Raw genomic sequence first — 12,672 nt, 5'->3', positions numbered from 1 at the left:
GCCGAGGCCGAGGACGGCGGCGGCACCGCCGGCAAGCTGGCGCTGGCCCGCGCCATCGGCGGCAGCCAGGACGATGGCGGCATGGCGCGGCTGATGACCGCATCGCTCGAAGCGCACACGCACCGCCGCTACAGCCCGGTGCACATCGCGGCCCGACTGGCCCAGGTCGACGAGATCACCGGCCCCGCCGCGGCCCACTGGACCCAGGTCCACCAGGAGGCCACGGCACTGGCCGACCGGCTGCACGACCGCCTCTGGGTCCCGGCGCCGGTGGTCGAGCGCCTGCTGGGCGCCCACACCCACACGCTGGCCACGCTGGACGGCCTGCTGGCCAGGCTGGAAGCCACCCGGGCCGGTTTCGCCGCACTGCCAGTCGACGCCCCGGTGGCCGATGCAGCGCCTGCACCCGCACCGGAACCCGTGGCCTTCTGAGTCACCACCCATGACATCGGCGGACCCGCCGTTCCACCACCTGGCCCTGCTGCCGCGCACGCTCTGGCTGCCGGCGCTGATCGCCAGCGTTGGCCATGCCGAGGTCCGGCTGCTCGACACGCGCCGCTGGGAACAGGCGCTGCTGGCGGGACATCTGCCGCCGGAGGACGCCGATTTCGGCGATGCGCAGGCCGCTGCGCCGCTGCGGGCGGTGGTCGGTGAACTCGGCCTGCCGGGACTGAGCCGCAGTGCGCCCGCGCTGGCCGAGCAGGTGCTGCGCACGCTGCTGTGGCACCTCGACCGCATCGCCGACCACCAGCCCCGGCTCGACCGCGCCGCCGCCATCGCGCAGGTGGTTGGTGATTTCCGCGAGGCCTGGCAGATCGAGACGCAGGGCTGGGAAGAACACCTCGCGCTGCTGCAGGGCCTGGGTGACCTGAGCGCACTGCGCTGGGACGACCTGCGCGGCCACCTGCATTCGCGGCCCTGGGCCGAGGCCCGGCGCACTGCCGCCTGGCTGGACCAGCTGCCGCAGCTCGCCGACCTGATCCGCCAGCTCGGCCGCACCGAACGCCACGACGCCAGCCGGCCCGCACCCGCCACCGCGCCGGAACCCGACCGCCATCCCGTGCACGGCCTGCGTGCGGTCGAGACGTGCCTGCCGGACATGCCCGGCGAGCTGACCGGGATCCACCTCTCCGGCCGCATCGAGCGCATGCTGGCCAGCGAGGCGGTGATGCTGCGCCACCCGGTCCTCCAGCGGCTGTGGCGCGCGCGCCATGCCGAGGCGCGGCTGCTGAGCTGGGAGTCGCAGGCGGTGCTGACCGACTGGCGCCACGACCCCACCGCTCCCCCACGCACCAGCGCCACACCGCCGCAGCCCGAGCCGCGTGCACGCGGGCCATTCATTCTCTGCCTGGACACGTCCGGCTCGATGCGCGGTGCGCCGGAACACATCGCCAAGGCCGTCGTCATCGCCGCACTGCGCGCTGCGCACGCGCAGGCACGCGGCTGCGTGCTGATCGCCTTCGGCGGGCCGGGCGAGGTGATCGAGCGTGACCTCGACCTGCGCCCCGCCGGCCTGCAGGCGCTGATGGACCTGATGGGCCAGAGCTTCGACGGCGGCACCGACGTGCAGACGCCGATCGAACACGCCATCGAGCGGGTCCACCAGGCGCGCTGGCAGCAGGCCGACCTGCTTGTCGTCAGCGACGGCGAGTTCGGCTGCGTGCCACAGACGCTGGCACGGCTGGACGACGCGCGCATGCGCTTCGGGCTGCGGGTACAGGGCGTGCTGGTCGGCGACCGGGAGACGATGGGGCTGCTGGAGGTCTGCGACCACCTGCACTGGGTGCGCGACTGGCGCCGCTACACCGAAACCGCCAGTGGCAGCGAAGGCCGCGGCTACTCGCCCGTGCACAGCAAGAGCCTGACCGCACTGTATTTCCCCAATGCCCTGTCGCCGCGTGCCGCCAGGCACCGTGACCCCTCCGACAGGGCGCGCTGAACGCGCTCCAAGCGCTGTCACGGCAACTGGCACGGCGTCTGCTAGGCTCATGGCCAGACCACATCACCGTCAGGGCACTCCCATGCAGCCACTCACCGACGCCGGCCAGCAGGCCGTCCAGCAGATCGCCCATCGCCACGGCTTCAGCCCCGAAGCCGTGACACACATGCTGTGGGCCGTCTGGAATGGCAACGGCAGCATGGCGCAGTTCAGCCACTGGGAGTTCGGTGGTTCCGGCCAGTGGATGCGCGGCGGGATGATCATGCTGGGCGACATGTTCAACAACCAGCTCAAAGGACGTGTCGACAGCCTGTGCAGCGAGCTGAGCCAGCTGCTGGCCAGCCGCAGCGACCTGCTCCCGCCCGCACCGGCGATGGTGACCTGGTGGCCCGCCTGGATGGGCAGCCCCAACGCCACCGGCGCGCAGAACGACACGCGCTACGCCTGGTTCGCCAACAGCCACCGACTGGCCGTGGACACCGGCGGCGATGTGTGGATCTACGACACGCTCGACCACCAGATCGGCGGCTTCTCGCAGCAGCAGGGCGCAGGCGGCAGCATGGCGTTTTCCAGCCAGTACGGCACCGTGAACCTCGGCAATCTGCCGGTGGTGATGCGCAACGGACAAGCCGTTCAGACCGCACCCGCTCCGGCCCCTGCCTACAGTGCACCAGCGCTCCATGCACAAACCACCACGGCCGCGGCACCCCCGACCGGAGACGCCGACGCGATCTTCGCCACCATCGAACGCCTGGGGGAGCTGCAGTCCAAAGGTCTGCTGACTGCGGAAGAGTTCGCGGCCAAGAAGGCCGAGCTGCTCGGCCGACTCTGAGCACGACAGAAACGATCACGGTCAGCACCAGATGGGCCCTTTCGAAACTGGAACAATCGGCCCGCTGCGTGGACAATGGCCCATGCCACGCACCGTCATCAACACCCAAAGCTTCACCGACGCCGACGCCGCGCTCGCGCACGCCAAGGCCATCTATGACTCGGGCATCGCCCACCTTCGGCAGTCGCTGAAGGACTTCGTCGGCGGACAGGAAGGCATGGCCCATGTGCGGGCCTGCTACCCGTTCGTGCGGGTCCGGGTCGACACCGTCGAGCGGGCCGATTCACGGCTGTCCTACGGTTTCGTCGCCGGCCCAGGCGTCTACGAGACGACGCTGACCCGCCCGGACCTGTTCCGCCACTACCTGCGCGAGCAGTTCAAGCTGCTGCTGAAGAACCACGGCGTCTCGCTGGAAGTCGGCCTCTCCAGCCAGCCGATCCCGGTGCATTTCAGCTTCGCGGAGCACGACCACATCGAAGGCACGATGGCGCCCGAGCGCCGCTCTCGCCTGCGTGACCTGTTCGACCTTCCCGACCTCGCCGCGATGGACGACGGCATCGCCAACGGCAGCCTGGAGCCGCACCCCGGCGCCGACGGCATCACGCGCCACCCGCTCGCGCTGTTCACCGCGCCGCGCATCGACTACTCGCTGCACCGCCTGCGCCACTACACCGGCACCGCGCCCGAGCACTTCCAGAACTACGTGCTCTTCACGAACTACCAGTTCTACATCGACGAGTTCGTGCGCCTGGGCCACGAGCTGATGGCCGACGAAGCCGGCGAATACACCGCCTTCGTCGAACCTGGCAACGTGCTGACCCGCCGTGCGGGCCTGCCTGCCGAACCGGGGGATGTGCTGGGTGCCCCTCCGCCGCGCCTGCCGCAGATGCCGGCCTACCACCTCAAGCGCCACGGCCACAGCGGCATCACGATGGTCAACATCGGCGTCGGCCCGAGCAACGCCAAGACCATCACCGACCACATCGCCGTGCTGCGCCCGCACGCCTGGCTGATGCTCGGCCACTGCGCCGGCCTGCGCAACACGCAGCAGCTCGGCGACTACGTGCTCGCACACGGCTATGTGCGCGAGGACCATGTGCTCGACGAGGAACTGCCGCTGTGGGTACCGATCCCGCCGCTGGCGGAGATCCAGGTCGCGCTCGAAGCCGCGGTGGCCGAGGTGACGCAGCTCTCCGGCTACGAGCTGAAGAAGATCATGCGCACCGGCACCGTGGCCTCCACCGACAACCGCAACTGGGAACTGTTGCCGCACCCGGGTCCGGAGCGCCGCTTCAGCCAGAGCCGCGCCGTGGCGTTGGACATGGAAAGCGCCACGATTGCCGCGAACGGGTTTCGCTTTCGGGTTCCATACGGTACCCTGTTGTGTGTCTCCGACAAGCCGCTCCACGGCGAAATCAAGCTCCCCGGCATGGCCAACCACTTCTACCGCGAGCGGGTCGACCAGCACCTGCGCATCGGCATCCGTGCCATCGAAATCCTGCGCCACCAGGGGCTGGACCATCTGCACAGCCGCAAGCTGCGCAGCTTCGCCGAGGTCGCGTTCCAGTAAAAATGGAGCTGGATGTCCGCACCCTGATGGTCGTGTTCACGGTGAATGTCTTCGCCGTGGCACTCGCCTTGCCTGCCATCATGGGCTGGCGCGTGGGAGCGGCGGCGCGCCAGGCGGTCGGCTCCACGCTGCTGCAGGCGGGTGGCTGGTTCTTTCTCGTGATGTCCACGTTCTGGCGCACCCAGTGGCAGGACCAGGCCTGCTCCGTGCTCGCGATGGCGGGCATGTCGGCCAGCCTCGTGATGCTGTGGCAGTCGATCGGCCTGTGGACCGGGTGGCCTCAGGTGCGCTGGCCGATGTGGCTGCTGGCTGCATGGATGACCCTGGGCTATGGTCTGGGTTTCGACCACTATCCCTGGCGTGTCGGTCTCGCCAATGGCGTGCTCGGTCTGCAGATGCTCATGATCGTGGTGGCCGTCAGCCGGCACAGTCCCGAGACCGGCTGGCGCTGGCGCGCGCTGATCGGGCTGTGCATGGGGGCCATGGCCGTCGTGACGTTCTGGCGCGGCATTCTCGGTGCCTTCTTCACGGCGTCCTATCCCTTCCTGACCGCTCCCCATCCGGTCAACAAGGTCGCCGCGCTGGTGAGCAACCTCTCGCTGGTGCTGACGACCGTGGCCATCCTGATGGCCTACCGAGAAGAAGCCGAGCGCGAACTGCACGCACAGGCCATCACCGACGACCTCACCCGCCTGCTCAACCGCCGCGCCTGGACCGAACGGGCCGAGGCCCAGCTGGCCGACGCACGCCGCTACGGGCATCCGCTGGTGGTGGTCATGCTCGACATCGACCACTTCAAGCGCATCAACGATGCCCACGGCCACGCCAAGGGCGACCACGCACTGCAGCTGCTCGCCCGCCTGCTGCGCGAGGAGCTGCGCACCGGGGACCTGGCCGGCCGCTACGGCGGCGAGGAGTTCTGCGTCATCCTCACCCACACCCGCGAAGGCCAGGCGCTGTCGCTCGACCAGCGGCTGCGCCACTGCCTGCGGCTGCAGTCGGAGCAGGAGCTGGGCTTCCTGCTTGAATACAGCGCCGGTCTGGCCGCGCAGGGCCCGAACGACCAGACGCTCGACGACCTGCTGCGCCGCGCCGACGCCGCGCTCTACGAAGCCAAGCGCGCCGGACGCGGACAAGTCGTGCTGGCCCCGAGGGGCGCCGCCGTCAGGGCACCTGCGGTGGCTGTGCCGGCCTGATCCACATCAAGCCACGGGCCCGGATGCCCCGGCCATCCACCTAACTTTACGTGCAGCGCACAGACGCGCCATCCCGACTTGGTACACCCTTGTCGGATGACATGGACTGCGTGCGATGACCTCCGACGATCTGCCTGACGAGTGCCCCCGCGGCACACTGCGCCCCCTGCGGTGGCTGGTCATGCTGCCACTGGTGCTGACCGCCTGCACCGCGCTGGCGCCACAGGACAGCCGCCAGCACTCTGCCGCTCCTGCCCCTGCGGCTCCGACCTCGGCGGACACCGTCCGCCTGCTGGCCCAGGCGCCATGGTGGACGCGCTTCGACGACCCGCTGATGGGCACCCTGGTCACCGAAGCCCTGCAGGCCAATCTGGATCTCGGCATCGCCCGCACGCGCCTGGCCCAGGCCCGTGCGCTGCGCGACCAGACCGCCGCCAGCCGCGCGCCGCAACTCGGCAGCAGCGCCAGCCTGTCGCGCAACCGCAGCAGCGGCCGCACAGCGTCGTCCTACAGCGCCGGACTCGACGCCAGCTGGGAAGCGGACGTGTTCGGCGAACTCGCCTCGGCCGAACGTGGCGCCCGGGCCGACGTCGCCACCGCCAGCGCCAACCTCGCGGCGGCGCGCCTGTCGGTGGCCGGCGAAGTCGGGCTGGCCTATGTGCAGTTGCGCGCGAACCGCGCCCGGCGCGCGCTGACCCTGTCCAGCCTCGCGGCCCAGGACGAGACACTGCAGCTCACCGGCTGGCGCACCCAGGCGGGGCTCGCCAGCTCGCTGGAAGTCGAGCAGGCCCGTGCCAGCGCCGAGCAGACCCGCGCCCAGATCCCCGCCTACGACACCGCCATCGCGCAGGGAGAGCACGCGCTGGCGCTCCTGCTCGGACAGGATCCCGATGCCCTGCGCGTGCGCCTGGGTGACAGCACCCGCGTGCCAGTGCCCGCGACCGACCTCGACGACCGCCTGCGCGATGGCCTGCCCGCGGACCTGCTGCGCCAGCGGCCGGATGTGCAGGCCGCCGAATCGGCCATCACCGCCGAACTCGCCAGGCTCGACCAGGCGCAGGCCGCCCGCCGCCCCGCCTTTCGCCTGAGCGGCTCGCTGGGCTGGCAGGCGCTGACCCTGGCAGCCCTCGGCAGCCCCGGTGCGCTGGCCGCGGGCCTCGCGGCGGCGGTCGACTGGCCGGTCCTCGACGGCGGCCGTGGCGCGGCACAAGTGCAGGCGCAGCAGGCCGTGCTCGACCGTGCCCGCCTCGTCTACCAGTCCGCCGCGCTGGTCGCGGCACAGGATGTGGCCGATGCGGTCAGTGCCCTCGACGGCAGCCGCCGCCAGACCGCCGCGCTCGACGCCGCCACCGACGCCGCCCGCAACGCCAACCGCCTGGCCCGCCAGCGCTACGAAGCCGGCCTGATCGACTTCACCACCCTGCTCGACACCCAGCGCACCCTGCTGAGCGTCGACAACAGCCGCGCGGCCGCTGCGGCCGACACCAGCCTGCACCTGATCCGCCTGTGCAAGGCACTCGGGGGCGACTGGACTGACCAGGACCCGGCCGGACGTACAAACCCATGACAACACCCACCGCTCTCTCTCCTGCGCCTGTGGCCAGTGCCACGGGCAACTCACCAGCCGAGCTGACCGCCCTGCTGGGTGCCGACGCCGTGGCGGCACCGTGGTGGCGCCGGCGCACGGTCTGGATCGGAGCAGCACTGCTGGTGGCCGTGGGGGCGGGCGTCACCTGGTGGCAGGGACGGCAGGTCGCCCAGACGGCTCCCCGCTATGTCACCGAGCCGGTCGTGCGTGGCAATCTGGCGATCACGGTCACCGCCAACGGCACGCTGCAGCCAACCCACCAGGTCTCCATCGGCAGCGAACTCTCCGGCACGATCAAGCGGGTCCACGTCGATGTGAACGACACCGTGCATGCCGGCCAGGTGCTGATCGAACTGGACACCAGCAAGCTCGGCGACCAGCTCACCCGCTCGCGCGCCACGCTGGCCTCGGCGCAGTCCGCCGTGCAGCAGGCCGAGGCCACCGTGGCCGAGCAACGCAGCAACCTCGACCGCCTCGAAGAGGTCGCTCGGCTGTCCGGCGGCAAGGTGCCGTCCAAGGCGGAACTCGACACGGGTCACGCCAGCGTCGCCCGCGCCAGTGCCACACTGGCCATGGCCCGTGCGAGCGTGGCCGACGCACGCGCGGCTGTCCGCCTCGACGAGACCAATCTGGCCAAGGCCTCGATCCGCTCGCCGATCGACGGCGTCGTGCTGACCCGCACGGCCGAGCCCGGCAACGCCGTCGCCGCCTCGCTGCAGGCGGTCACGCTGCTGACGCTGGCCGAGGACCTGCGCCACCTCAATCTGCAGGTCAAGGTCGACGAGGCCGACGTCGGCATGGTCAAGACCGGGCAGTCCGCCAGATTCACCGTCAGCGCCTGGCCTGCACGCCGCTGGCCGGCAACGATCAGCCGGGTCGCTTTCGGCTCGACCATCACCGACAACGTCGTCACCTACCCGACCGACCTGCAGGTCGCCAACGACGACCTGGACCTGCGTCCCGGCATGACCGCCACCGCCACCATCGCCGCGACCGAGCGCCAGGGCGTGCTGATGGTGCCCAACGCCGCACTGCGCTTCACGCCGGCCGCGACCTCCAGCGCGGCCGCCAGCGGCGGCAGCCTGGTCTCCAGGCTGATGCCCCGCCCGCCCGGCAGCAACGCCCCCAAGCGCGCCGGCAACAGCGCCGCCCGCGAAGGCAGCCAGCGCCAGCTCTGGATCCTCCAGGGCCAGCAAGCCGTGCCGCTCACCGTGACCACCGGACTGTCCAATGGCCGCATGACCGAGGTGTCCGGCGCAGGCCTGTCGGCCGACCTCGCCGTCATCGTCAGCCAGGCCAGCGCCGCCCCATGACCACGCCGCTGATCCGCTTGCGCGGCATCGTCAAGGTCTACGGCGAAGGCAGCGCGGCCTTCCAGGCCCTGCGCGGCATCGACCTCGATGTCGACGCCGGTGACTTCGTCGCCATCATGGGGCCGAGCGGCTCGGGCAAGTCGACGGCCATGAACCTGATCGGCTGCCTCGACGTGCCGTCGGCGGGCCAGTACCTGTTCGGCGGCGTCCATGTCGAACAGCTCGACCGCGACCAGCGCGCCCGCCTGCGCCGGCGCCACCTCGGCTTCGTCTTCCAGGGCTTCAACCTGCTGGCGCGCACCACGGCGCAGGAAAACGTCGAGCTGCCACTGCTCTACCGCGGCGAGTCGGTCGCCGAGCGCCACCGCGGCGCCCGCGAGGCACTGGCCGCCGTCGGCCTGACCGGCTGGGAGACGCACACGCCCGCCGAGCTGTCCGGTGGCCAGCAGCAGCGCGTGGCCATCGCTCGCGCCATCGTCAGCAAGCCCACCGTGCTGCTCGCCGACGAGCCGACCGGCAACCTCGACACCGCCCGCAGCCGCGAGATCATGGACCTGCTCGTCGGCCTGAACCGCGACCGCGGCATCACCGTGCTGATGGTCACCCACGAACCCGACATGGCCGCCTACGCGCGGCGCACCGTGCGCTTCGTCGACGGCCGGGTCGAGAGCGATGTGCGCCAGAGCGGCCAGCCGGCCGTGGGGCCCGGAGTGCTGCCGACATGATCTGGAACACCCTGCTGCTCGCGCTGCGCGAGATCCGGCGCAACCTGCTGCGCTCCTTCCTGACCATCCTGGGCATCGTCATCGGCGTGAGCGCCGTCATCACCATGGTCACGCTCGGCCGCGGTGCCACCAGCGCCGTGCAGGCCCAGATCGCCAGCCTCGGCACCAACCTGCTGCAGGTGCGGCCCGGCCAGCGCCTGGGCCCGGGCCGAGACAGCGCGGGCGCGCCCTCGTTCCGAGAGGCCGATCTGGACGCCATCGCCACCCAGGTCGCCGGCATTGCCGCCGTGGCGCCGGAGGCCCGCACCGGCGCCACGGTCGTCGCCGGTTCGCGCAACTGGTCGACCAGCGTGGTCGGCACGACCAACAGCTACTTCCAGACCGGCAACTGGACACTGGCCGCCGGCCGCAACTTCGAGGACACCGAACTGCGCGCGGGCGCCGCCGTCTGCGTGATCGGCTCGACCGTGCGGCGCGAGCTGTTCGGCGCCAGCACCGACCCGCTCGGCCAGAGCCTGCGCATCAAGCAGTTCTCATGCACCGTCATCGGCCTGCTCGCGTCCAAGGGCCAGGCCGCCATGGGCAACGACCAGGACGACACCGTGCTCATCCCGCTGCACACGCTGCAGCGCCGCGTCACCGGCAGCCTGAACATCAACACCCTGCTCGTCTCGGTGCAGGACGGCACCGACAGCGCCAGCGTGCAGTCCACGCTGCGCCAGCTGCTGCGCGAGCGCCGCAAGCTCGGCCCCGCCGACGACGACAACTTCAACGTCCTCGACACCCGGCAGCTCGCCGAGACGCTCTCGGGCACGACCCAGCTCATGACCTCGCTGCTCGGCGCGGTCGCCGCGGTGAGCCTGCTGGTGGGTGGCATCGGCATCATGAACATCATGCTGGTCAGCGTCACCGAACGCACCCGCGAGATCGGCGTGCGGCTGGCCATCGGCGCGCTGGAACACGAGGTGCTGCTGCAGTTCCTGATCGAGGCGGTGGTGCTCTCCAGCTTCGGCGGACTCGTCGGCATCGTGCTGGCCACCGGGGCGTCGGTCGGACTGTCGTCGCTGATGAGCCTGCCCTACACCTTCCAGTGGGGCATCAACCTGCTGTCCTTCGTGTTCTCGGCGGCGATCGGGGTGGTGTTCGGCTACATGCCGGCGCGGCGGGCGGCGCAGCTGGACCCGATCGAGGCGCTGCGGCACGAGTGAGGACACGGGGTGGGTATGCTTCGGACCTCGACGCAGCGACGCACATGACCATGTCCCTCACCACCCTCCTCGGCATCGACCTTCCCATCCTGCAAGCCCCCATGGCCGGCGTGCAGGGCAGCGCGCTGGCCGTGGCCGTGTCGAACGCGGGCGGGCTGGGCGCCCTGCCCTGCGCGATGCTCGGGCCGGACACGCTGCGGCAGGAACTCGCGGCCATCCGAGCGCAGACCGACCGGCCGTTCAACGTCAACTTCTTCTGCCACACCCCGCCCGCGCCGGACGCCGCGCGTGAAGCCGCCTGGCGCGCCACGCTGGCGCCGATGTACGCCGAGTTCGGCATCGACCCGGCGGCGATCCCCGCCGGGCCGGGGCGGCGGCCGTTCGACGCGGAAACCGCCGACCTGCTGGCCGGGTTCGCGCCGCCGGTGGTGAGCTTCCATTTCGGCCTGCCGTCGCCGGCGCTGCTGGCACGGGTGCGGCGCTGGGGCGCCAAGGTGCTGTCGTCGGCGACCACGGTCGAGGAAGCGCGCTGGCTGGAGGCGCACGGGGTCGATGCCGTCATCGCGCAGGGGCTGGAAGCGGGCGGGCACCGTGGCCACTTCCTCTCGGACGACCTGACCCGGCAGATGGGCACCTTCGCGCTGGTGCCGCAGATCGTCGCGGCGGTGCAGGTGCCCGTCATCGCCGCGGGTGGCATCGCGGATGCGGCGGGCGTGGCCGCAGCAATGGCGCTCGGCGCGGCGGGCGTGCAGGTGGGCACGGCCTACCTGCTCTGTCCGGAGGCCACCACCAGTGCCGTCCACCGCGCCGCACTGCAGAGCGAGGCTGCACGCCACACGGCGCTCACCAACCTGTTCACCGGCCGCCCTGCGCGTGGCATCGTCAACCGGTTCATGCGCACCTGCGGCCCGATGAACGAGGCCGCCCCCGCGTTTCCGCTCGCGACCTCGGCGGTTGCGCCGCTGCGCGCCCAGGCCGAGGCGCTGGGCCGGAACGACTGTTCCCCCTTGTGGTCGGGGCAGCACGCAGGTGGGTGCCAGGCAACACCGGCGGCCCGCCTGACGCAGGAACTGGCACGCCGGCTGCCCTAGACTGCGGGTCCCGCCCGGCTCCGAGGTGCGCCCATGAATCTGCAGTCCTACCCGCTGGCAGCGCTGCGCCGATTGCGCACGCGCTGGGCGCTGTGGCGCGCCGGCCCGCAGGTGCGCGCCGGACAGGACCTGCACCTCGGCGCGCGCTGCCGGCTGTGGGCGCCGCAGCGGCTCGTCTTCGGACGGGCGGTCTACGTCGGCAAGGACGTGCACATCGAGTGCAATGCCGAAATCGGCGACTTTGCGCTGATCGCCGACCGCGTGGCGCTGGTCGGGCGGCAGGACCATGACTTCCGCGTCTGCGGCGTGCCGATGCGCTTCACGCCGCAGATCTCGCCGACGATGGTGGCGATGCCGGCCAGCGTCGACCCGGAATCCGATGTCGTGCGGATCGGCAGCGACGTCTGGCTGGGATTCGGCTGCCTCGTGCTGACGGGCGTGCGGATCGGCCGTGGCGCCATCGTCGCCGCCGGTGCGGTGGTGGCCGCCGATGTGGCACCCTACGACATCGTCGCCGGCAATCCGGCGCGGCCGATCGGCCGGCGCTTCGACAGCGACGCCGCCATCGCCGAACACGAGCGCCGCATCCGGCTGGGCGAATTCCGGCTGTCGGAGCGTGGCGACGCCCACTGGACCGTTCGACCTGGAGCCTGAACCCGATGCACATCATCATCTTCCGCAACCGCCTGAAGCCCGACGCCGTGGCGGACTACACCGACTGGGCCGACCGCATGAGCGCACTGGCGCGCACGATGCCGGGCCATGTCTCGCACAAGGGCTTCACCGCCGCGGACGGCGAGCGGGTCACCATCGTCGAGTTCGAGTCCGAAGAGGCGATGCGCGGCTGGGCCACCCACCCGGAACACGTCGCGGCGAAGAAGAAGGGCCGCGCCGCGTTCTATTCCGAATACTCGCTCCAGATCTGCGCCGAGCAGCGCGTCTCGCGCTTCACGGCCGAGTGAGCCTGCGCCAGCACAGGCTTGTTGCGCCCGGTCAATCGGCGTACGCTGGCGTTTCCCACCCACCCAGACAGTGCTTGACCGCTGTCAGCGGCCCGGCGCTGAGGAGACAGACCATGTCAAGCCCAGCCCACGGCGGTACCGTGTCCGGTGTCGCCGTTTCCTCCGCCCAGTCCTCCGCCCCCTCCCCGGTTGCCCATCTCCGCACGCTCGCCCTCGTCGGCGCCGCAGCGGCCGGCAAGACCACCCTC

At 71.1% G+C, this 12,672-nt stretch carries 11 protein-coding genes and 1 pseudogene; all 12 read left to right on the top strand.

Features of this window, described 5'->3' with window-relative positions; all coding sequences use genetic code 11:
• Positions 1 to 432 (top strand): annotated as a pseudogene (locus AB3X43_RS02835) (AAA family ATPase); the annotation flags it as partial.
• 10 nt (positions 433 to 442) lie between these two features.
• Positions 443 to 1,939 carry a VWA domain-containing protein gene (locus tag AB3X43_RS02830; RefSeq protein ID WP_369428373.1) on the top strand — a complete coding sequence of 499 codons (1,497 nt, stop codon included), beginning with the start codon at positions 443 to 445 and terminating at the stop codon, positions 1,937 to 1,939.
• An 82-nt stretch (positions 1,940 to 2,021) separates the two neighbouring features.
• Positions 2,022 to 2,771, top strand: coding sequence for an SHOCT domain-containing protein (locus AB3X43_RS02825; protein ID WP_369428372.1), 750 nt, complete (start codon positions 2,022 to 2,024; stop codon positions 2,769 to 2,771).
• 82 nt (positions 2,772 to 2,853) lie between these two features.
• A complete protein-coding gene (locus AB3X43_RS02820) occupies positions 2,854 to 4,341 on the top strand; it encodes an AMP nucleosidase (protein WP_369428371.1) in 1,488 nt (495 codons plus the stop codon).
• A gap of 2 nt (positions 4,342 to 4,343) precedes the next feature.
• Positions 4,344 to 5,537 (top strand): GGDEF domain-containing protein, encoded by a 1,194-nt coding sequence (locus AB3X43_RS02815; protein WP_369428370.1) that lies wholly within the window; start codon positions 4,344 to 4,346, stop codon positions 5,535 to 5,537.
• Between the two features lie 115 nt (positions 5,538 to 5,652).
• Complete coding sequence (locus AB3X43_RS02810) at positions 5,653 to 7,104, top strand: efflux transporter outer membrane subunit (RefSeq protein WP_369428369.1); 1,452 nt, start codon at positions 5,653 to 5,655, stop codon at positions 7,102 to 7,104.
• Positions 7,101 to 8,438 (top strand): efflux RND transporter periplasmic adaptor subunit, encoded by a 1,338-nt coding sequence (locus tag AB3X43_RS02805; protein ID WP_369428368.1) that lies wholly within the window; start codon positions 7,101 to 7,103, stop codon positions 8,436 to 8,438. The genes AB3X43_RS02810 and AB3X43_RS02805 overlap by 4 nt, the downstream gene beginning before the upstream one ends.
• Positions 8,435 to 9,163: an ABC transporter ATP-binding protein gene (locus tag AB3X43_RS02800; RefSeq protein WP_369428367.1), complete on the top strand. Its 729-nt coding sequence runs from the start codon at positions 8,435 to 8,437 to the stop codon at positions 9,161 to 9,163. The genes AB3X43_RS02805 and AB3X43_RS02800 overlap by 4 nt, the downstream gene beginning before the upstream one ends.
• The gene (locus AB3X43_RS02795) at positions 9,160 to 10,371 is read left to right on the top strand and encodes an ABC transporter permease (protein ID WP_369428366.1); all 1,212 of its coding nucleotides are present in this window, start codon (positions 9,160 to 9,162) and stop codon (positions 10,369 to 10,371) included. Before AB3X43_RS02800 ends, AB3X43_RS02795 begins: the two co-directional genes overlap by 4 nt.
• 44 nt (positions 10,372 to 10,415) lie before the next feature.
• Positions 10,416 to 11,462 (top strand): NAD(P)H-dependent flavin oxidoreductase, encoded by a 1,047-nt coding sequence (locus AB3X43_RS02790; protein WP_369428365.1) that lies wholly within the window; start codon positions 10,416 to 10,418, stop codon positions 11,460 to 11,462.
• A gap of 33 nt (positions 11,463 to 11,495) precedes the next feature.
• On the top strand, positions 11,496 to 12,116 hold the full coding sequence (locus tag AB3X43_RS02785; RefSeq protein WP_369428364.1) for an acyltransferase: 621 nt from the start codon (positions 11,496 to 11,498) through the stop codon (positions 12,114 to 12,116).
• A gap of 5 nt (positions 12,117 to 12,121) precedes the next feature.
• On the top strand, positions 12,122 to 12,424 hold the full coding sequence (locus AB3X43_RS02780) for an antibiotic biosynthesis monooxygenase family protein (RefSeq protein WP_369428363.1): 303 nt from the start codon (positions 12,122 to 12,124) through the stop codon (positions 12,422 to 12,424).
• Positions 12,425 to 12,672: the final 248 nt, after the last annotated feature.

It is taken from the genome of Sphaerotilus sp. (assembly GCF_041083715.1).
In the GTDB taxonomy this organism is placed as follows: domain Bacteria; phylum Pseudomonadota; class Gammaproteobacteria; order Burkholderiales; family Burkholderiaceae_C; genus Sphaerotilus.
The sequence above is the reverse complement of the archived record's forward strand: the minus strand, read 5'-3'. Positions and strand labels throughout refer to the sequence as shown.

Coding starts and splice junctions, on each gene's coding strand:
- AB3X43_RS02830 (WP_369428373.1), top strand. CDS start 443: ATGACATCGGCGGACCCGCCGTTCCACCACCTGGCCCTGCTGCCGCGC.
- AB3X43_RS02825 (WP_369428372.1), top strand. CDS start 2,022: ATGCAGCCACTCACCGACGCCGGCCAGCAGGCCGTCCAGCAGATCGCC.
- AB3X43_RS02820 (WP_369428371.1), top strand. CDS start 2,854: ATGCCACGCACCGTCATCAACACCCAAAGCTTCACCGACGCCGACGCC.
- AB3X43_RS02815 (WP_369428370.1), top strand. CDS start 4,344: ATGGAGCTGGATGTCCGCACCCTGATGGTCGTGTTCACGGTGAATGTC.
- AB3X43_RS02810 (WP_369428369.1), top strand. CDS start 5,653: ATGACCTCCGACGATCTGCCTGACGAGTGCCCCCGCGGCACACTGCGC.
- AB3X43_RS02805 (WP_369428368.1), top strand. CDS start 7,101: ATGACAACACCCACCGCTCTCTCTCCTGCGCCTGTGGCCAGTGCCACG.
- AB3X43_RS02800 (WP_369428367.1), top strand. CDS start 8,435: ATGACCACGCCGCTGATCCGCTTGCGCGGCATCGTCAAGGTCTACGGC.
- AB3X43_RS02795 (WP_369428366.1), top strand. CDS start 9,160: ATGATCTGGAACACCCTGCTGCTCGCGCTGCGCGAGATCCGGCGCAAC.
- AB3X43_RS02790 (WP_369428365.1), top strand. CDS start 10,416: ATGACCATGTCCCTCACCACCCTCCTCGGCATCGACCTTCCCATCCTG.
- AB3X43_RS02785 (WP_369428364.1), top strand. CDS start 11,496: ATGAATCTGCAGTCCTACCCGCTGGCAGCGCTGCGCCGATTGCGCACG.
- AB3X43_RS02780 (WP_369428363.1), top strand. CDS start 12,122: ATGCACATCATCATCTTCCGCAACCGCCTGAAGCCCGACGCCGTGGCG.